Source organism: Myxococcus virescens (genome assembly GCF_900101905.1).
Taxonomy (GTDB): Bacteria; Myxococcota; Myxococcia; order Myxococcales; family Myxococcaceae; genus Myxococcus; species Myxococcus virescens.
This window is the reverse complement of sequence record NZ_FNAJ01000016.1, coordinates 34,047-53,618: the sequence shown is the minus strand read 5'-3', so window position 1 is coordinate 53,618 and position 19,572 is coordinate 34,047. Positions and strand designations below refer to the sequence as shown.

Annotated in this window: 11 protein-coding genes; all 11 read right to left on the bottom strand. The window is 70.7% G+C overall.

The window, feature by feature from the left end; translation table 11 throughout:
• Positions 1 to 5: 5 nt before the first annotated feature.
• The 11 genes from BLU09_RS31325 to BLU09_RS31275 are packed head-to-tail and all read right to left on the bottom strand — an operon-like array spanning position 6 to position 19,569.
• Positions 6 to 1,979: an ATP-binding protein gene (locus BLU09_RS31325; protein ID WP_090494049.1), complete on the bottom strand. Its 1,974-nt coding sequence runs from the start codon at positions 1,977 to 1,979 to the stop codon at positions 6 to 8.
• Positions 1,976 to 3,763 carry a hypothetical protein gene (locus tag BLU09_RS31320; RefSeq protein WP_090494046.1) on the bottom strand — a complete coding sequence of 596 codons (1,788 nt, stop codon included), beginning with the start codon at positions 3,761 to 3,763 and terminating at the stop codon, positions 1,976 to 1,978. Before BLU09_RS31320 ends, BLU09_RS31325 begins: the two co-directional genes overlap by 4 nt.
• Positions 3,760 to 8,277, bottom strand: coding sequence for a DUF8189 domain-containing protein (locus BLU09_RS31315; protein WP_090494044.1), 4,518 nt, complete (start codon positions 8,275 to 8,277; stop codon positions 3,760 to 3,762). The genes BLU09_RS31320 and BLU09_RS31315 overlap by 4 nt, the downstream gene beginning before the upstream one ends.
• A gap of 3 nt (positions 8,278 to 8,280) precedes the next feature.
• Entirely contained in the window at positions 8,281 to 10,134 is a 1,854-nt protein-coding gene (locus BLU09_RS31310) for a hypothetical protein (protein ID WP_090494042.1), read from the bottom strand.
• A 27-nt stretch (positions 10,135 to 10,161) separates the two neighbouring features.
• Positions 10,162 to 11,082: a hypothetical protein gene (locus BLU09_RS31305; RefSeq protein ID WP_244172184.1), complete on the bottom strand. Its 921-nt coding sequence runs from the start codon at positions 11,080 to 11,082 to the stop codon at positions 10,162 to 10,164.
• A gap of 5 nt (positions 11,083 to 11,087) precedes the next feature.
• Entirely contained in the window at positions 11,088 to 13,508 is a 2,421-nt protein-coding gene (locus tag BLU09_RS31300; RefSeq protein ID WP_090494039.1) for a phage tail protein, read from the bottom strand.
• Positions 13,508 to 15,850 carry a putative baseplate assembly protein gene (locus BLU09_RS31295; RefSeq protein ID WP_090494037.1) on the bottom strand — a complete coding sequence of 781 codons (2,343 nt, stop codon included), beginning with the start codon at positions 15,848 to 15,850 and terminating at the stop codon, positions 13,508 to 13,510. Before BLU09_RS31295 ends, BLU09_RS31300 begins: the two co-directional genes overlap by 1 nt.
• Complete coding sequence (locus BLU09_RS31290) at positions 15,851 to 16,252, bottom strand: GPW/gp25 family protein (RefSeq protein WP_090494035.1); 402 nt, start codon at positions 16,250 to 16,252, stop codon at positions 15,851 to 15,853.
• Positions 16,253 to 16,259: 7 nt separating this feature from the next.
• Positions 16,260 to 17,804 carry a hypothetical protein gene (locus tag BLU09_RS31285; RefSeq protein WP_244172183.1) on the bottom strand — a complete coding sequence of 515 codons (1,545 nt, stop codon included), beginning with the start codon at positions 17,802 to 17,804 and terminating at the stop codon, positions 16,260 to 16,262.
• Entirely contained in the window at positions 17,798 to 18,496 is a 699-nt protein-coding gene (locus BLU09_RS31280) for a phage baseplate assembly protein V (RefSeq protein WP_090494030.1), read from the bottom strand. The genes BLU09_RS31285 and BLU09_RS31280 overlap by 7 nt, the downstream gene beginning before the upstream one ends.
• The gene (locus BLU09_RS31275) at positions 18,493 to 19,569 is read right to left on the bottom strand and encodes a phage late control D family protein (protein WP_090494028.1); all 1,077 of its coding nucleotides are present in this window, start codon (positions 19,567 to 19,569) and stop codon (positions 18,493 to 18,495) included. Before BLU09_RS31275 ends, BLU09_RS31280 begins: the two co-directional genes overlap by 4 nt.
• Positions 19,570 to 19,572 lie beyond the last annotated feature (3 nt).

Here is a 19,572-nt window from a genome sequence, read left to right as displayed (position 1 = left end):
CCACGTTAGCGGCGCCAGGTGTCACGGGCGCCGTCAGCGGAGCCCGGGGGCACGGTGCGGAGCTCGGAGGGGGGCTCGCGGCCCTGCTTCCGGTACTCATGCACGAGCGCCTCGATGATGTCCGGTGGCTGGATGGCGCGGCCCGCCTCACGCGCGATGAGCGCGGCCGTCAGCACCACGTTGCGAATCTGCCCTCCGGCCAGGTCCGCCGTCGCCGCCAGTCGGTTCAATTCCTTGGCGGGAAGTTCGTGCGCCGTGCCCAGATGCGTGGTCCAGAGCGCGCGCCGCTCGGCGGGGCCGGGCAGGGTGAAGTCGATGATGGCATCGAGGCGGCGCGTAAAGGCTGAATCGAAGCGGCTCTTGCTGTTGCTGGTCAGGATGGCCACGCCGTCGAAGGCCTCGATTCGCTGGAGCAGGTAGTTCGTCTGGGCGTTGGCGAACCGGTCGTTCGAGTCCTTCACGTCGGTGCGCTTGGCGAAGAGCGAGTCCGCTTCATCGAAGAGCAGCACCAGGTCTGCATGCTCGGCCCGCGCGAAGACCTGAGAGAGGTTCTTCTCCGTCTCACCGATGTACTTGCTCGTCACGGATGCCAAGTCCACGCGGTAGAGCGGCAGTCCGAGTTTCGTGGCCAGCCATCCCGCGGCGAGCGTCTTGCCCGTGCCCGACGCGCCCATGAAGAGTGCCCGGACACCCGAGCGATAGCGCACCGTCGCGGAGGGGCCCAGGCCGTGGACCAGATCGTCCCGAGCGCGGCACCGCGCCAGGAGAAGCTCCAGCTCTCGTTTCACCTGGGGCACGAGGACGATGGCGTCGTCGTGGATGGCGTCCATCAACGGCTCCGCGAGCGTGCTCATGCCCTCGGATTCCGCCTCCCAGGCCGCTGCGAGCACGTCTTGCAGCTCGGGTGTCTGTCGTCCGTCCAGCTCCGCCTTCTGCCGGGCCAGCCGGCCAAGCTGGGCAATCCGACCTGCTCCCTGACGGTGCCGTCGGGCCAGCTCCTCGGCGAGGTTTGGTGCGCCCAGAGAGGACTCCCACAGGGCCCGCCGTTCCTCGCTGGGAGGTCGTGGAACGGACCAGCGCAACACCGCGCGGTCCGCCGCGTCGAGCGTGCCCTCGGGGCCGGTGATGGCCAGCACGGGGCCGTCGTAGTACGGCACGTTGGGCAGCGCCTTCCGCTCGCCGGGCGCGAGGTCGTGGACATGAATGGGAAGCAGTCCTCGCTGAATCAGGAAGGGCCCCAGTCCCCGCTGTAGCTCTGCTCCGAGGAAGAGGGGGGCGCGTCCGAGCGCCATTGCGACCGCCGCCGCCACGGTGCGGGTTTCAGAAACCGACGTGCCGCGCAGCACGAGCGTCGACCGAGGCGAGCCTGCGAGAAAGCGCGCATGCCGGTGCACGCCATCCATGAGGGAGGGAGGCAGCGGTACCTCCATGAGGCGGGCCGAGCCGAGCGTTGCCCCAGGCCAGGTGACGTCGTGCCCGGACAGCGCCAGGAAGAGTGGCAGCGGCATGGCCAGCGTTTGCTCACACAGTGGCAGGTCCTCCCGGAGGCGCGTCAGCAGCCCGCTGCCCAGGGCCGCTCCGGCGGTGAGGAGGAGAAGGGCCTCCTGGCCTCCGGAAGCGGCCGGCGCCAGCGCGCTGGAAACCAGTCCCAACGTGGGCCGGGAGGCCCCCACGGGCGCTTGAAGATACGCGACGGCTCGGCCCACCATCGGGTCTTGCTCGACGGCGGCGACCAGGGCCACTGCCAGGAGCTCCACCAGGGAGAGCCCGAGCACTTCGCCGAGCATGACGAGTCCAGCATCCTCGGAGCCCGGACGTGTGCGGCACTCCCGAGCGCGAGCGACCCAGTCCCGCCCCGTTGCATCCAGGTGCTGTCGCAGGAAGCGCAGCTCGATGGCCTCTCCATCCCCTGAGTCCTCCTGTGTGAGGGCCAACGCCGCGAGGACCGTGGTGCGAAGGGGCAGGGAGGACGTCGTCATGCTCCGGTCTCGTCGTATTGATAGTGGTACTGGATGACGCGGGCGAGCCAGGGAACCCAGCCCGGGTTGATGTCGAGCCCCGCGCGGCGGATGCGGATGTCCGCCAGCGAGGCGGCGAAGACGATGTCCAGATGCGTGCGGGTCGCGACGAGGTGGCCAGGACGGAGGACGAGCTCCCTCAGCCCCATGTGTGCCAGCCGCCGCGTGACGCGGCCCACCGCGAGGAGGGCCGCGCGCAACATGAGGGTGGCGTCATTCCAGGGGAGCCGATGCGCCAGGGGCGTCGTCAGGCATCGGTCGAACGGTGGGGGAAGCGCTTCCCCGCGAGAGGTCGAGGCGAGCGGTAACCGGGCTCGTGCATCGAAGGCAACGCAGCGTCCCGTGGATTCACGGACGAGACGGAACGGTGCCCGCGCACCGGCGCCTGCCTGAAAGCGCACGGGGAGGACGAAGGGGCTGGGCTCGGGCAACGGCCCTGCTGTGGCCTCCTGGAGCACGCGGAACAATGGGTCCGTCGAAGGAACACCCAGGCGCTCGGCGACGTGACGGAGGAAGCGCTCCGGGATTCCAAGATCGGCGAGGGCTGGGTGTCCCGCCAGGAACTCCTCGAGGCCCAACGCGTTCAGCATGGGCAAGAGGAAGAGCAGGCCCCCTGCGACTGTGGGGAGCGATTCCTCCGTCGCGTAGCGCGGGAGAGTGTCTTGAGGCGTGGCTCCGATGTCTCCGGGCGCCTCGTCGATGTCCGCGGGCCCAGGGCGTACCCTCGCCTGCGGAGCTGCAGTCACCCCCGCTGGAGACGCGGGTATGGCATCCAGGGGCTTCGTCACCTTGTCGGAAGAAGGGGCGCTGGAAAGCGCCCGCACCGATGGAGGCGACGACGCTGCGATGCCAGCAACCATGCCCGCGTCAGTGGGGGCAGTGGGCGCGTCCGGCTTCGAAGGGGCTTGTTCGAGCGGTTCCCGTGGCGTGGGCAGGTGTGCCGTAGGGGAATCCTGGAGCGCCCCCAGCACCCGCCATGCCCGCGACGGAAGATCGGGCGAGGCTACTCGGGATGGAATGCGCGTGCAGAGCGCCACCGATGCCAGCCACAAGGCACGGGCGTCGCCAGCTCCCCAGGTTCGCGCCCAGCGCGCGAGGGTACTCCGGAGCGGTTCGGCGACCTGCTCCGTCGGGCCCACGTCGTCCGGGGGTAGCCGTGGCGCCGGGCGGGAAGGCAGGTGTCCCCACCAGGATCGGGCGAGCGCGGGTCCATCCTGCCATCGCAGCGCGCCCAACAGGGGGGCCAGTGCGCCGAGCGCGTGCAGCTCGGAGACGAGCGTCATCGCGGCGGCATGGCCCGGCTCCGTCCTCAAGGCGCTGGCGAGCGCGAGGCGGAGCATGTCGTCTCGGGACATCCCCGGGTGCAGTCCAGGAACGGCCAACCGCCAGAACCAGGCGTCCAGGGGCAGCCCTTGGGCAAGCCGGGTGGCCAGCAGCACGAAGGGCTCCAGTTCATCCCGGAAGTAGACCGCCTGCGCGGTGACGGCGGACTGCGACCTCGCATGCACCGCGAGCCGCGCCAGCTCGCGCACGCGTTGCTCCACGACGAGCGAGAGCGTGGCCGGGCTGCGGTCCGCGTGAATCGTCCCGAGCGAGAGCTGGCGGATGACCAGCACCCGGCCCCCGGGAGCATCCGGAAGGGAGGCGGTGCGCAGCGCATCCTCCAGGAGGACCGCCCCTCTCCGGACGAGCGCGGTGCTGGCCGCCGCGAGCTTCACCTGGCGCACCCGCCGTTCCGCGCTCACCGGAGCAGTGTCCGCCGCGGCGTCGGGAGCAGGCCGCCTCGCTGCTCGGGCTCGGAGAACTTCGCCACCGTCTTCTCCGCGAGGTTCACGCTGGCCGCGCTCGTGGAGAAGACGCGCGCGCGGGCTGTTCCGGTGCCCAGGTCCTCCACCACGGCTTGGACCGTGTGAACGCCGGAGGCGAGCAGCACATGGGTGCCCACGCGGATGCGCGATGGGTCCACTTGCAGGTCCAGCACCGTTCCCACCCTGGCGGGGGCTGGCTTCGGCAGGTGCCCGGCGACGATTTCTCCCACGGGGGCGTGGCTCGCAAGCAGCAGCGCCGAGCGCACCAGGTCGTTCATCAGCGCCACGGCCTGGGTGCGTGACGGGTTCATCTGCGCGAAGAGCCAGTCCACCAGTTCCTGAAGCTGGCGTCGGCTCGTGACCTCCAGCGTGTTCCACTGGGGCAGCCGGGCCAGGTCCCTCAGGTCCCACGGCGCGTCGTACTCGCTGAGCATCGACGCCCATTCCATCCGGACGCGTGGAGGCACCTCGCCGAAGAGGAAGTAGAGGTACGTGGCCACCTTGGCGGTGTTTTCCAACTCACGGGCCGCGGCTCGAGCGACGTCCGGCCGCCCGTGCGCGGTGTCCATCAGGTCGCCGAACGAGGTGATGGGCAACGCCAGCTTCACCAGCTCTGCCCAGCCGCGGTGGAGGAGGCTGGCCAGCTCCAGCGTCGCGGTGACGACCCTGGCCTGGGAGACAACCTGGCTCTGCGCGGTGAAGACACGGTTCACGCCTTCACCCGAGCGGCTGGGCGCGCGGGTGATCTGGGGGAGGGCGGGAGGAACGCGCACCGTGGCGCGCTGCCGAGCGCCTTCCAGGGTCCGGTGGACGAGGTCCAGCCGGTCCAGGCGCTGGAACAGCGATGGCCCCTGCGCGAACCAGTCCAGCGGGGCGTCGCGCAGGAGCTGGATGAGGGCCCAGAGTTCTGGTGGCGCGGCGCGTGTCTCCGCGAGCGCCGCGGGCAGCTCCGACTCGTAGATGCCGGTGTCCAACGCGCGGACGGGCGTGGCGCGGTCCATGACCTGCTCTCTCGGCCGGTGGTAGACGAGGAAGCGAACGTGCTCGCGCAGCACCAGGGCGCGTCGTTCGTTGATGCGTTGCAGCCGGGTCTGCTCCTCGGCCAGGAGCGCGCGAGCCACCATGACGTCCTGGCGGGACTCGGAGACTTCCGTGCCAATCACTGTCAGGCGCTCGCCTCCCCGTGTCTCATGGGCCCGGAGCACGCTCACCAGGCGCCCGCCTTCCTCCAGGGCCTCCCGGTATTGCATGACACGGTCCTCGAGGTTCCGCAGCACGGCCAGCACGTCTTCGAGCTGGGCCACGGACATGGAGAAGTAGGTGGCCTCTTCCGCTCGCGTGGGCACCTTGGGCGCCACGTAATGGGTGAACACCTGGTTCCAATCCTCCGCCGTCAGGGCACGCAGCTCGCTCAACGGAATGTCGATGCGCGGCTCCGGGGTGGGGATGGGCGGTGGCTGTCCGTCCACCGGCACACGTGACCGACGCCACGGGGGGACCTTCACGTTGGGGACCTGCACGGCCTCGAGGTTGAACTCCATGCCGGAGAGCAGGGTGAACAGCTTCCCGAGCACCTCTCGCTTGATGGCCATCGCCGAGTGAAGCGTGCCAATGACGGGCGACACCTTGAGGAGCCGGTCCCGGAGGTTGGTTTGATCCAGGTAGCGGACCGTGGACCAGCTCACCTTGCGTTTCGTGTTCAGGACCCCGATGAACTTCTCCACGTCCGTCAATGTGGCGACACGCGTCTCTGCCTGCGCGACGTCCGTGAGTACGGGAGACGCCGTCATCACGGCGGAGCTGGTGCTGCCCAGCATGAGCTGGCGGACGCGATGGATTTCTGACTGGACCTGAAGGAAGGCCGCGTCGACGGCCTCATCGACGCGCTGGATCCGGTTGGACAGGTCGCGCATCAGGCCGCGCAGGCCCTGGGTTCGCTGGGTGGTGTGGAGGGGCGGGCGCACCGGCCGATGCCACAGGAGGTTCTCACGCGCCCTGACAATCACATCCAACTGGTCGCCGCGGCGGATGGCCGCGGGCGCGGAGCGTGCCACCTCGGTGCCGAGCGTCTTCCAGGGCGTCCAGGTGGTGCCATCGAATCGGGCGTACCGGATGCGTCCGTTGACCGCTCGGGACAGGACATCCAGCACGCCCTTGCCTGGCGCGGACAGCGCGGCGGTGAGCGAATGGCTGTTGCCCAGGTCCTTCCACTCGCTCCACACCAGGCCGTTGAAGCGCCGGTGCAGCAGGGAGCTGCCCGTGAGCGCGACCAGATCCACGGTGCCGTCATCCGGTGAGGCGCAGGCCTTGAGCCAGCGGACCTCCCGTCCCAGCGAGTGGTTCGTCCAGACCGCCGCGCCCTGCGTGGGGTCCGGGGAGACGGTGACCTGCTGGATGTTGCGCTGGGCGTCCAGGAGGAAGGCCATGAGCTGGCCACGCGACACCACCGCCGAGATGGGCTCGCCCTTGAACGCCAGCGGCGTCTCAAGGGGTTTCGGCCGGATGACGCGTGATGCGGTGACGGTCATCCACCAAAGTGAGAGGACCTGCCCTCGGAGGGCCTGGTAGAAGACGTCCGTGCGGCCCTCGGAGGGAGACACCGCGGCGGCATCGCCCATGACGTCGCTCGCCAGCACGCGAGGGCTGCTCCAGGGCTGATTGCTGACCCGGGTGTCCAGGTAGGTGTTGTGCAGGTTGCCCTTGTCGTCCCGGAAGTAGACGTCCAGCCGCCCGCGCGGCCACATCGCCGCGACGGGCACGGAGCGTGACCTGACCCTGCCCTGAAGCACGGGTGTCACCTTGCTCCACGCCCGGCCGTCGAAGGTCCGGTAGCCCAGCGTCCAGAACGGTCCCCGGAACAACACATGCGCCCGGTCCTCGGTGGAGATGACCACGGGCGCGGAGGTGAGCTGTCCTGCGAACTCCAACCGGGGCGTCGGGTCTCCCTGCGGACGAGGCAGCAAATCGGAGCGCGCATCGACGGCCAACTCCCAGGACGGCTCGAAGTGGTTCTGGAGGTAGGCCTCGGCCGAGGGCACCGTCTCACCCGAGGTTCCGTAGTCTTCTTCGGTGGGGTTCGTCGGGTCGGCGGCGGGGATGTAGCGCGCCTCGTCCGGGTCTGCTTCCGGGTCCACCAGGGGATAGTGCTTGCCGGTGGCGCCGTACAGGGTGTCCTTGAGGGTGCTCATCCGCGCGCGCACGACGATGCGCCGCTTCAGCCATCCACCCAGGCGCTGAAGTCCTTCTTCGATGGCGGCGAGGAAGGCGGGGTCCAGCGGTGCGTCATGCAGCAGCCCCGGCTCATAGACGGCGCCGGGCACGGGGACGAGGATGCGAACGCGCTCCTCGCGGGTGATGTCCAGCGGCTCCAGGGCCGCGCTGGCCATCGCCACCGTGTCGAGCTGCTCCAGTGGAATGGGGACCGCCTCCAGCTCGAACCGGTCGGGGAAGAAGCGCCGCGTCCAGGCGCGGTAGTCCACGGCGTCCGGCGGCAGCACGCCCACGGGCGGCAGGCGGCGGAAGTAGAGGATGGCCTTGTCCTGGGCGAGCCGCTCCGGGGGAAGCTCCGCCAGGTGGTCGTTGAACTGGAGGATGCGCGCCTGCCACAGCACGGGCGAGCCGCGGGACTTCAGCAACGGCGTGCGCGCGCGTGGCAGTCCACCCGCCCGCGCCACCGCATGCCGGTCGACGAACAACGCCTCCGGACCGTCCGGACCCTCCTTGAAACCCAGCAGACCCAGCGGAACGCCCGCGTGCTCCCAGGGGGCGAGCAGTCCACTCCGGCGACGGCGTTCCCGCTCGAAGAGGCTGTACACCAGCCGGCTGCGCCAGCGCAGGGAGTAGTCCTGCGGCATGTCCCAGCCCTCGGGCCAGCCCCAGAGCACCAGCGCCGCGCCCTCCGTCCGCACCGCGTCCTCGAAGGAATAGGACTCCGGGTCCACTTCGCAGGCGTCCGTCTGCGACGCCGGTGGCGTCAGCACGGATGTGGTGGGGACCAGCACCAGCACCGCGGCTCTGGGAAACGGCAGCGGGTCCACGGGGGGCTCCTCGTTGGCGAGTGCCTCCAGGGAGAACGTGGATGGGTCCCGGTGTCCTGGGAAGAGGGGAATCGCTCCCAGCGGGGCGCGGAGCTGCCGGCGGATGATGACGTCCTCGCCTGTCACGGCGATGCCGTTGCCGGGCCGGACATGGATGAAGGTTTGCGGGCCTACCCGCTCCAGATGAACCTCCAGGCCGGCGACGATGCCTGGCGTGAGGTGTTGGCCCAGGAGCGCGAGCCTCCCCGCGCGATGTTCCTGTTCCAGCGCGAGCGCGTCCGCCGACACGGCGCGTCCCGTGAAGAAGTGGGCCCTCCTCCGCCACTCGGCGTCCACGCCGAAGGGCGCCATGCGTGGCTCCACGCGGAGCACATGTTCGTTGGCCAGTGGATCCGCAATCGGCTTGGTGATCATCTCTCAGCTCCGCAGCGCCAGGAACGCCTCGTCGAGCGACACGCCTTCATCCAGCAGCTTCTTCAGCTCCGTCACGAACGTGGCGTAGGCCGCGGCGGTGAGCGTCATCACGTAGGCCCCGATGTCTGGCATCCGGTAGGACGCGGCCAGGGTGGCCAGCGGCACGTTCAGGAGGCTGGGTTCCGCCTCGAGCCTCGCCAGGCCCTGCTTGACGGTGGCAGGGAAGCGGTTGAGCGCGGCCATGTATTCCTTGTGCTGGAGGCGCTCCAGCCGCAGCGTGGCGGAGGCCAGGCCCGCGAACTGCCACCGCGTGGTTCCGTGGGCCAGCGTGTTGAGCACGGGAACGAGCTGGCCAATGGCCATGGCGGTGCCGCGCTGGGGCAGGGCGGAGAACTCGTCATAGAGCTCCGCCTGCCGGAGCTTCTTCACGAGCTCCTCGAAGTGCTGCTCGCCGTCGTGGTCCTCCGGCTCGGGCAGCGGCTGGCCCACCGCGGAGTGGCGGTGCGGCAGGCTGCGCCGGCAGGCATACCAGAGGGTCCTCGAGCCGGAGAGCAGCTCGCTCCACGCCGCCTCCACCAGGTCTGTCACGGGCGCTTCTGGCACGGGCTGGACCTGCCAGCGGCGCGTGAGGTCCAGCAAGGCATGCGCGGGCAGCCGCCGCGCCACCTGTCCCACCGCCGCCGCCCGCAGCTTGAGCGGCGCGGCGCGCAGCACCTCGCGGAGGCCCTCCAGGCGCTGCGCCATGCCATGGCGCGCCACGGGCACCATCACCAGGATCGACACCGACTCCAGGGCCTCGCCCGTCTGCGTGAGGTCGATGGGGGGCAGTTGCAGGGACTCGTCGAGGATGGCGCCGAGCTCGTCCTCGGCCACCACCGTCAGCTCGACGTCCACTTCGGGCGGGAAGTAGAACTCCGTGAGGCTGCCCGCCTCGATGGCCGCCGCGGGCAGGGTCCCCGCGGCGGGCAGCGTGAAGAAGTGCTCGCTCGCGAGGAACCGCTCGCTCTGGCCCGCCGCGCGACGCGCCTGGAGCACCTCCTTCAGGTGTTGCTGATATTGAAGCGCGTGGGCTTCACGCAGCTCCCGTGCGGCAATGCCGAAGCCCACCACGCTGCGTTGTTCGGCGCCCACCTCACGCCGCACCAGGAAGGTGTCCAGCCAGCGGAGGGTGCCTCGGTCCAAGGCCAGCATCGCCAGCGGCAGCGCGTCCACGGGGAGGTTCCGCATCCCCGCTCCGGCGAAGACTTCATGGGCCGCGCGGCTGCGGCGCGTCTCGAAGGTGCCGCCGCCCACCGGGTCTGGGTAGGGGATGAGCGTCAGCGCCACCGCCTCGATGATGTCGCCGTCTTGCGTGGTCCGCGCGGCGCCCAGCGATGTGGGGTACGAGGCCACCGGGTTCGCCGTGTACTCCACGGGGCGCAGCACCAGCACGTACAACCCAGAGCGGCTCCGCGCCAGCTCGCGCGGCACGGGGGCGAGGCCGAAGGCCGCGTCCAGCCGCTGAATCTCCGGGATGTCGTCCAGGCGGATGCCCGTCAAGTCACGAGGCACGACCACCAGCTCGCCGCCGGGTGTCAGCCCATGGCCCAGGCGGACGGTGAGCGTCGTTCGGTCCTGGCTGGGCGTGACGGTCAGCCCGTGCATCACCCCGGTGCCATTGGCGCGTGAGAGGTCGGCCTGCCGCGTGAGGAAGTAGTTCTGCTCCCGGGTGAGGTCCTTCGCGGTGAGGAAGCGCCCGTCGAAGAAGAAGGAGCGCACGCGCCGGTCGTCGTGCACCATTGCCCGGGCGGTCTCCAGCGCTTGTGCCGTCTCCCAGGTGAGCTTCTCCCGGGCGGGTCCACTGGTTGGGTTGAACACGGTTATCCCCCTTCGAGAGAGTCGGGCCTAGAAGACGCCCATCCACCGGGCGAGCGCGGCGGTTGAGAGGCTGAAGGGCCTCAGGTCATTGTCGACGTAGACATTCCCCTGCCGCGTGGGCCGCACCTCCGTGCCGCGCACGTCCTCCACGTCCGTTGCGCCGATGACGACGCGCGCGAGGAAGACCCACGCGGGATCCCTCATCTTCAGGTCGGGCTGGGTCGGGTCCGTCAGCAGCGAGGCCGGGATGAAGGTGTCGCTCCACAGCTTCGCCAGCTCCTGTTCGCGGCTGCCTCGCCAGGCGTTGAAGATGGCCTGCCGAAGCTTGATGCGTCGCTGCACCGGGTCTGGCTCGTCCACGGGGTCCGGGAAGGGGCTCTTGGGGACCTCCGGAGGGGGATACGCCGTGGAGCGCGGCACCAGTCGCAGCTCGTAGCCGTCGCGAATGCGCGAGGCGACCACGGCGTCCATCGCGTCGAAGGGCCCCGCCGCGAAGGCAGGCGTCTTGCCGCGCTCGCACTGGAGGAAACGCAGGAAGAGGTCCGCCACCACTCCGGTGGGCGGAAATCCCGCGGCATCGGGGCTCAGCCGGTACTCGGCGGGCGTGAAGACGCCGAAGTCGGCCATCGCCAGCGGCTCCTGCCAGTACCAGCGGTCCAGCTTGAGACACGCGTCCGTGGGCACTTCCACCAACCGGCCGAAGGGGTCCAACGCGAGCCCGGCGGAAACCCGGAGCTCCTCATGCTCCGGCTCGGTGCCTTCGTGGTGACTCACCTTGAGCCCGGCCACCGTCCCGACGCCGTGGAGGTACGCCAGGGCCCGGGTGAGCCGGCCTCGGTGATAGGTCTGCTCGGTGGTGAAGTCTCCCGCGTCCAGGAGCACGCCGGTGTCGTAGTGGAGCCGGTCTCGCGTCTCTGCGTCGAGCAAGGCGTCATTCGGGGGCGACATGGTCATCAACCTCCTTCCAATCTGGGGTCCAGGCTCGACGGACGCTCGATGACGTCCGCGAGCCCCAGCACGCTGTGGCCCACTCGCACCGAGGTGGGGGCGGGGGCGGGCCCGACGTAGGTGTCCACGCCCACCAGCGACGCGACGCCGACGAGCAGCGGACGGCTCGCGGTGATGACGGAGACCTGCACGTGCGCGGGGGCCTCCTGCTCCGCCACCTTCCGGATGAGGCCCAGGGTCCGCGTGTCCGTGCCCTGGTGCACCAGCACCGTGAGCCGGTGTGCCAGCCGCTCCAGGAGCTGCTCCACCGCCTCCGCCTCCGCCCGGCTCTGCAGCGTTTCGTCCCCGAAGACGGCCAGGAACTCCTTGCGCGTCTCATCCCCGAGGAAGAGCGTGTCGCCCACGTAGGAGTTCCCGCTCCGGGCCAGGCCCGGCAGCAACGGGTCCTCCGCGTCCGCGAGGTCCGCGCCGAGGATGGTCGCCAGCGTGCGCCGAAGCCGGAAGTCCTCCACCACCACCACGGCGCCTCGGTTCACCGCGCCGTCGGTGACGAGGTCCAGTGCCAGGCGCAGGCCCTCGACGCAGCCGCGCCGCCGGGCGAGCGCGGGCGCGGACCGGAGCATCGCGCGCCGCTGGCTCTCGCCCACCACGGGGTCGAAGGAGAGGCCTACCCAGCTCGCGAGCCACTCCAGCGAATCACCAGGCACGTGCCCCGGGTCGGTGAGCACGTGCGCATGGGCGATGCGGTCCTCGATGGGCGTCAGCACCCCCTCGACGATGCCGAGGAAGCGCTCCAGGAAGTCCGCGGGAGTCGCGTGGCCGGCGGTGTCCGCGTCCTCGCCGAAGAGCTCCTCGCGATAGAGGGACGGCAGGTAGTTGTCCACGTAGGAGAAGCGCGATGCATACGCGCGCAGCGCTCCCACTTCGGGCGTCCGGCGGCCGTCGCCGAACAGCTCCACCCGCACCCACAGGTACCGTCCGGCGAGCGCACGCACCTTCGCGTGGGCGCGCTGGATGAGGACGGTGAACAGGCCACTCTCGCCCGGGGCCGGCGGAACGGGCAGCATCCCCGGTTGGAACGGCACCTCCGACGGCAGCGGTACCCAGCTCCCGTGTGGGACGTCTGGATGAACAGGGGCTTCCGGGACGAAGCCCAGGCGATGCTCGTGCCAGTGCGGCGAGGCGCTCGGCGGAGCCACGGGCTCGTCGGTGGCGGCGAGCCAGACGCGCACCCCGGTGCGTGGGGGCAGCAGCGCCTCCACGTACAGGCGGTGCCACACCGTGCGCCCGTCTCCCGAATCGAAGGGACGGTTCGGCGGGTTGGCGGCGCGGCCCCGCTCGGCGCACCGGGGCAGCGACAGGGCCTGAAGCGGCACTGGCGCCATGTGGGCCAGCCCTGGGGTGACGGCGTGGTGCGGAGGCTGTGCCCCTTGGAGAAAGGGGCCCCCGTCATGGCCGGGCAGTGGAAAGTAGTCTCCCTGGGGAATCGCCTCTGACGCACCGGCCGGGAGCGCGTAGGCCACCGCCTCCACCTTGCCGTCGTCGAGCAGCGACAGCACCGCGGCGCGGCCGTCCGGAAGGATGGCAAGACTGAAGGGCCGCAGCACGCCCGGGAGGGCGACGGGCGCGGAGAAGCGGCCCGTGAAAAACCGCAACCGCGCGTGCGCCGCGTCAGGGGGCACACCCGCGAGCGCCGGGTCCATGACCCAGCTCAGCACCGCCAGCCGTCCGTCGGCGTCACAAGCGAGCGCCACCGGCACTTCGCCAGGCCACGCGAGCTTCTCCAGCACCCGGGGCCGAGGCGGGTCCGGGTTCTCTTCCATCGGGCGGAACAAACCAGCGCCGGAGGGAATGGACAGGATGTCCGGGAGCGGCTGCCCGTCCACGCGGCCGAGCACGGCGGGAGGTGCGTTGGGCGCGAAGGAAGGCGGACCGCTCAGGACATAGGCGCCACCCCGCGGGTCCGCGGCGATGCGGTGCGCGGGAATCCCCTCGGCCGGGAACACCACGGCGGACCACACCTTGCGCAGGTGGAGCGCCACCACGCGCTGGGCCACCGCGAGGTAGAGGACGCCGCCAGCTCCAGGCGACAGGTCCGTCACCGCGCCGGACAACCCCACCTGCGCGGGCTCGAATCGCAGGGTGGTGCCAGCGCCTCCGCCCGCCGCGCGCACCTGCCCGGCCACGTCGTCCCACCATACCCACGTGCCGAAGGCGTCCACCGCGCCCGGTACGCGAGCGAGCCTGGGCTCCAGCACCGCGAGGTCGAGCGCTTCATCGAAGGTGCGACTCTCTCCCAGGCTCCCCAGCCGGAGCGTCCTGCGCTTCGCGTCGTAGAGACACACCTCGCCCGCGGAGACCGAGCTCTCCGTGACCCAGTCCGGCGCGTCCGCCAGCATGTAGAACCGGAGGCGGTTGGCGTCCATCAGCAGACCTCGGGGACCATGGGCACCGCCACGCCCGCCTGCGAGGAGTCCATGCCGCCGCTTCCCTCATCGCCGATGCCGTGGAGCATCGTCGGCACCTCCCCGTCGGCATTCACCGCCACCTTGAGCAGCTCCGGGAGCTGCCAGTCCGCGATGGACAGCTCCACCGGTGTCGTCGCGGTGCTGCCCTTGAGCTGGAGCCAGCTCGGGTTGACTGGACCCTCGGCCTGCCAGACGGACGGGGCAGGGGGCTCCACCGTGAAGCGCGCCACGTCGGCCGTGGCTCCGGCGCGGCGAGGGTCTCTCAGCACGCGCGTCACCGTTCCCCAGGCGAAGAGGCTCACCCCGGCGATGCTGGCCACCCCGGGGACCTGCGCCACCGCCACATAGAGCTCCCGGTCCTGGACGTCCCGGCCCAGCGGCCAGCCCTCTCCGGTGGGACCTCCCGCCGGCAGCGGGAAGATGAAGCGGCGCACGGCCTGCCGTACCGCCTGCACCACCGTCTCCCTGCCAAAGCCCTCGCGCACGGTGATGCCCACGCCGAGCCCCAGTGGGACGTACTCGCAGCCAATCACGTAGAGCTCGGTGGTGAGCGGCCGGCGCGCATCCAGGTAGGCATGGACGGCTTCCAGCAGCGGCCGGTCCGCCCGCGGGTAGGGCGGCTCGAGCCGCGTGGCCGTGGGCAACACCATGACGGAGACGACACCGGGAACACCGTCTCGCCGTCGCCTTGGCTCAAAGCGGGGCAGCACCTCCACACGCCCCAACTGCACGCCGGGGGTGCTCGCCGCGAGCCGCCGGTAGTCCTCCTCCGTCACGGCCCGGTCCACGTGGCGCAGCAGCGCGGGGATGCGGCGCTCGGCCTCCGCCAGCGTCTCCGCGTCCCGGCCACCCAGCGTGGGCTCCGGCTGTTGCACCCGCAGCCCCGGCGCGGGGCTGCCATCGACCCGGAAGGCGCTGATGTCCTTCAAGCTGCCCGGCGGGAGGTTTCCCGCGGCGCCGCCGCCGCTGCGCATCCGGGCCACGAGCACCTGGGCGCCTGCGGGAGGCACGCGTCCGCGCACGCCGTCTCCACAGCGGGCGGTGCCCGCCTCGGAGTCCAGGGCGTAGACGGGCTCGTCGCGCCGGGCCAGCGCGAGGTCCTCGATGAGCCGCCACTCGCGGTATCCCGCCCCTGGCTCTTCGATGAAGAGCTGGAACGTCGCGCGCTCCACGGAGCCGGAGGGCAGGCGAAACTCCTGCTCCGCGTTGCCGTCGCTCTGTCCAATCAGGCGTCCGCCGGTCGTCTCGCGCTGGTCCACTTCGACCGCGTTGATGTCCACCCAGCCCAGCGCGAAGCGCTCCGGCCTTCCGCTGGGACGCAGGCGCAGCCAGGTCACCAATCGCGCCGCCACTCTCGGGTCGTCCAGGCGCGGCGGCCGGTCGCCCAGGCCGGCGCGCGCGTCCGCCCTCACGTCATTGACCGGCGCGCCCAGGTCGGATGGCAACAGCAGCCGCACGACGCCCCGGCGGGACAGCTCCTGCGTCGAGTCCGCCACGACGGTGAGCCGGTGGTACACCGGCAACCCGTCCGCGGCGGGCGTGCCCGTCACCTCCCAGACGTGCGGCAGCCGGCCGCGCGCTCCGAGCAGCTCGGACAGGGCGGGGACCTCCATGACGGGGGAGACGCCCACGCTCAGGACGCGAGGCCCCTGTCCGTTCCCCTTCGTCAGGTCCTCCCGGAGGGCCACCACGTGCTCCGCCTTGGGGGCGAGCAGCGCGAGCCACAGGCTCCCGTCCACCGTCTCCGTCACCAGGTCCAGCCCGCGCGGGTCAGCGGCGCCGAGCGGGAACACGGGCGTCGTCGCGTAGAAGCCGTGCTGGGCCTTGGGGTCCAGGCCGTAGACCTGCGCGAGCCGGGGCAGCATCGACGCGTGCTGCTGACGCTCCGTCTCCGTGAGCGGGCGCTTTCGGTACGCCTCGGCGGTGAGGTGCACCACGGTCAGCTCATCCAGCGTTTCGAAGGGCACGGGCTTGCGCAACGAGGCGAAGGCCCGCAGCGACACGGAAGGCTGGAGCACCTCGGTGTCGAAGTGCACGCTCACCACGCCGGTGGCGGCCTCGGCGGGGCGCAGGCTCGCGCCCAGCAGCCGAAGGAAGGCCAGTCGCTGGCGCTCGGGGATGAGGTTGGCGCGGTAGAGGATGGAGTCCGCCAGCCACGCGAAGAGCTCCAGCAGGGTGCGCCCCGGGTCGCCCACGCGGGCATGGGTCCACTCCGGGGTATGGCCCGGGATGCGGGAGAGCAGCTCCTCGACGAGGTCCGGGAAGCTCCTGTCGTCGAGTCGGGGAGGAATGATGGGCATCTAGCCTCCGAGGTCCATGGCGAGCCCGAGCTGCTGCACGTCACCCGTGCGGCGCAGGCGGTAGACGATTTCCACGCGGACCTGGGCGGGCAGGTCCGCCATCTCCAGTACGTCCACGCGGATGAGTTCCAGGCGCGGCTCCCACTCGGTGAGCGCGCGCTGCACCAGCTCCTGGATGCGCCGGCGGGTGGACACGGTGTTGGGCTGCCCCACCATCCGCTCCAGCCCGGCACCGAAGCCCTGCCGCATGAGCTGCTCGCCGGGGCGCGTGCGGAGGATGACCTCGATGGACTGACGCACGCTGGCTTCCAGCGAAGGAAACGCCAGCTCACCGCGCTCGTCTGGCACGAGCCGCAGCGGAAAGCCCACGGGAGGGCGCCTGTCGGGAGGCTTCAGGCTCATGGCGCGGTCAGTCCTCGAACCGCTCGCGCAGCGAGGCGGGAATGGGGATGCAGATCTTGATGAGGGCAATCCAGAAGAAGACGATGTTCAGCATCGACAGGAAGAGGTTGAGGACGATGAAGGCGCAGAGGGTGATGATGGGAATGTTGAACCCACAGAGCCACCCGATGCCCTGACCCGCGGGGGGACTGGCTGAGCCTTCGAGGAAGTCCTTCGGCGAGTTCTTGTTCAGCAGCTCGTTCATCCCCGGCGGCACCTGGAAGGTGACGTTGGGCTTGAAGGCGCTCAGGTCCTTGAGCGACGGAAGGGGGATGAGGACGGGCGGCCGTTTTCCGCGCTCGTGCCAGGCGGCGATGGTGAAGGGGGCGCTCTCCTCGCTCCAGACGATGGCGGGTGGGCAGCCATCCTCGCGGCGGACCCGGACGAAGGCCCTGGCCACATAGCGCGAGCCACGCCGCTCGAAGCGTCGCTCGGGAGGGATGAGGTCCCGCATCCGGGGCGCGGTGGCGGCCTTCGCCGCCTGGAGGAGCTGGGCCGCCTCCGAGGCATTGGGATGCGTCCACGAACGAGGCAACACCACCGTGCCCGTCTTCCCCTGGACGAGGACGTCCGCCAGTCCGGAGAGCGCCGTGCCCGCGGGCCGCTTCTGGCCATTGCCATCGTCGAGCTGCACCCGGTTCATCGCCGTCATGAGCGCGGGCACCTTGAAGGCGTCGAACACCGCGACCAGTCCACGCAGGAAGTCGATGAACAGGGCGAGCTTGTCGTGCTTCGCCTGCGGCAATCTGCGCTGGGCCACGTCCTGGTAGGTGACCGACAGGCCTTCGAGCCCTGTCCAGTCCACCGTCTTTCCCGCCGCGAAGTAGGGGGACAGCAGGCTCCGCACCTGCGCGTCGTCGAAAGCGGGCGCTGTGCTGGATGCGCCCTCCGGTGCTTCACTGCTCGCCACCTGGAGCAGTCCGTACAGCACGGTGCGCTTCGCCGCGGCGCACGCGTCGGGCGGCGCGATGAAGAGCGATGTCACGGTCTCCTGGTCCCGGCTGGTGGCCCGCATGAGGCGCAGCAGCTCGCGCCGGACGTCCGCGGGGCCGGGGCCCGCGGGCCCTTCGCGCCGTCCAGGGTCGGGGTCGCGCTCCTGTTCCTCACCGTCGAGCGTGACCCAGCCGGCGACCTTGCCGTCCCGCCGCACCCAGGCCTCGCGCGTATTGCCCGCGCCCACACGTCGGATGACGAGCCCTGCGCTGTCGATTCGGGTCGCCTCGACCCGAGGCTCACCGAACACGTCGCAGCAGGCCTCCAGCAAGGCCACGTTGAACACCCCGTGAACGGGCTGGAGCAGCTTGAGCCCCTGGGGGTTGAGCGCCCCATCGGAGATGAGGGTGTCCGCCAGCGCCTTGCGGCCTTCCTCGGACCTGAGCTCTCCGAAGATGGCTTGGACGAACTCCTGGTCCTGCCGCTCGATGAACGCGGGGGCGCCGCGCTGGGCCGCCAGCGGGGCTCCGGTGGCTCCGTCGAAAACGAGCCCGCGCAGCTTGACGGGGTGGCTCACCATACGTTGCCCGCCCCTGGCGTGTACGTCACGCCCATCACCGAGTTGGTCTGAAGCGTGTCGCACTTCACGACGCCCGAGAAGGACGACATCGCCGCGTTGACCGTGACCTGACCGGCGCTCACCTCCACCTGACTGGCGGTGACGGACACCGTGGTCGCGGCCCGGACGGTGACGCCCTGCTGGGCGAGCGTGATGGTGTTGCCCGCTGCCTCCAGCGTGAGCTCGCCTCCGCTGGCCTGCTTCAGCGTGGCGCTCACGCCACCGGGGACTTCCAGGGTGATTTGCGCGGTGCCCTCGCTCGCTTCGACGATGGCGATGCGGCTGCCATTCCGGGCCTTGATGACGTAGCGGTCCACGCGATTTCCACCGGGCGTCTCCGGCGGACGGGCGCGCCCGTTCCACAGGCCGCCCACGACCAGCGGCTGGCGCGGGTCTCCTCCGGCGAAGACCACGGCCACCTCGTCATCCTTGTCCGGGAGGAAGAGCGCGCCCCAACCACTGCCGGAGAACGGCACGGCGACCCGCGCCCACAAGGCGACGTCCGCATCGGCCAGGCCCTCGGGCGCGGTGAGCAGGCGGACCTTGACGCGCGCCAGGTGGCTGGGGTCCTCCACGGACACGACCTTCGCCAGATAGGTGCCGAGCATGGCGCCCAGCAGGCGGCGCTCCTGCGCGTGTGCGGTGTCGGTCATGGCTCTCCCAGGAAGGCGCACTCGGCCTCGAAGTCCGTCTCGTAGCCGTGGAGGGTGTCGTAGCGGTGGCTGGCGCGGACCACGTAGTAGGTGTTGTCGAAGCGAGCGCTCATGCCGCTGAGCCTCACGTGCGTCCCCACGCGGAGCGCGGGGGTGCCCTCCGCGGTGGCGTCGACGCGGACAAAGCGCCGGGCGCGCGCATCGAAGGCGGCCCTGGCGATGGCGGTGGCCTCGTCGCTGGTGGACACGGGCAGCGACCCGAGGTGCTCTGTCCGAGGGCCCAGCGTCTGCGGGAGCAGCTCCGCGCCGGTACGACCCGCGCCCGGGCCGGGACGCGAGCCGGCGCTCTGGCCGGAGACCGCGGCCCCCTGGATGGCGTTCCACCCGGTGCAGGTGACCTGGGTGGCCTGATGCGCCAGGTCCGCCGTGACGCGCACCCGGCGGAGCTCGGAGTAGAGGGTCAGCTCCAAGGTGCCCCGGCGCACCGCGCTCCGTGCGGAGACGTGGAGCTCGTCACCCGTCACCTGCAGGTCCGCATCCCGTGTGGCCAGCAATCGCCGCACGAAGGCCAGGTCGCTTTCGTTCCACTGGACCTGGAGGCCCAGGGACTCGCGAAGGCCTGTGATGATGGGCGTCAGGCCCAGGTCCCGGGCGAGCTTCTCCGCCAGCTCGGCCAGCTTGAGGTCGCTGTGGACGTGCGTGCGCCGCGCGAGCCTTGCTTTCTGCAGTGCGTCCTCGGCGAGCACGACGAACTCCGGCGCGGAGTCGTGCGAGAACACGGCTTCGATTCCGGTGATGACGCCGCGAAAAATCTCCTGAGGGGCGCTCTCGGGACCGGTGTAGATGCCGATGGAGGCCCCGAGCCTGAGCAACTGCTCGTCCTCGAAGACCTGCTCGGCCACGGTGTCGGCGTAGCGGGCGACTGCCTCGAAGCGCAGCTCGAGCGAGCACAGGCCGCCTTCGGCTTCCTCGACCCGCATGCTGCTGACCAGACCGGTGACGCGTGCGTCGGCCTTGCCGAAGATGCGCACCGTGGGGCGGTGATGTTCTGGCTGTGACGTGGCGTCAGTCATGGA

Bases quoted from the DNA above. Each gene is read 5' to 3' on its own strand.
- BLU09_RS31325 (WP_090494049.1), bottom strand. From the start codon at position 1,979: ATGACGACGTCCTCCCTGCCCCTTCGCACCACGGTCCTCGCGGCGTTG.
- BLU09_RS31315 (WP_090494044.1), bottom strand. From the start codon at position 8,277: ATGATCACCAAGCCGATTGCGGATCCACTGGCCAACGAACATGTGCTC.
- BLU09_RS31305 (WP_244172184.1), bottom strand. From the start codon at position 11,082: ATGTCGCCCCCGAATGACGCCTTGCTCGACGCAGAGACGCGAGACCGG.
- BLU09_RS31300 (WP_090494039.1), bottom strand. From the start codon at position 13,508: ATGGACGCCAACCGCCTCCGGTTCTACATGCTGGCGGACGCGCCGGAC.
- BLU09_RS31295 (WP_090494037.1), bottom strand. From the start codon at position 15,850: ATGCCCATCATTCCTCCCCGACTCGACGACAGGAGCTTCCCGGACCTC.
- BLU09_RS31290 (WP_090494035.1), bottom strand. From the start codon at position 16,252: ATGAGCCTGAAGCCTCCCGACAGGCGCCCTCCCGTGGGCTTTCCGCTG.
- BLU09_RS31285 (WP_244172183.1), bottom strand. From the start codon at position 17,804: ATGGTGAGCCACCCCGTCAAGCTGCGCGGGCTCGTTTTCGACGGAGCC.
- BLU09_RS31280 (WP_090494030.1), bottom strand. From the start codon at position 18,496: ATGACCGACACCGCACACGCGCAGGAGCGCCGCCTGCTGGGCGCCATG.
- BLU09_RS31275 (WP_090494028.1), bottom strand. From the start codon at position 19,569: ATGACTGACGCCACGTCACAGCCAGAACATCACCGCCCCACGGTGCGC.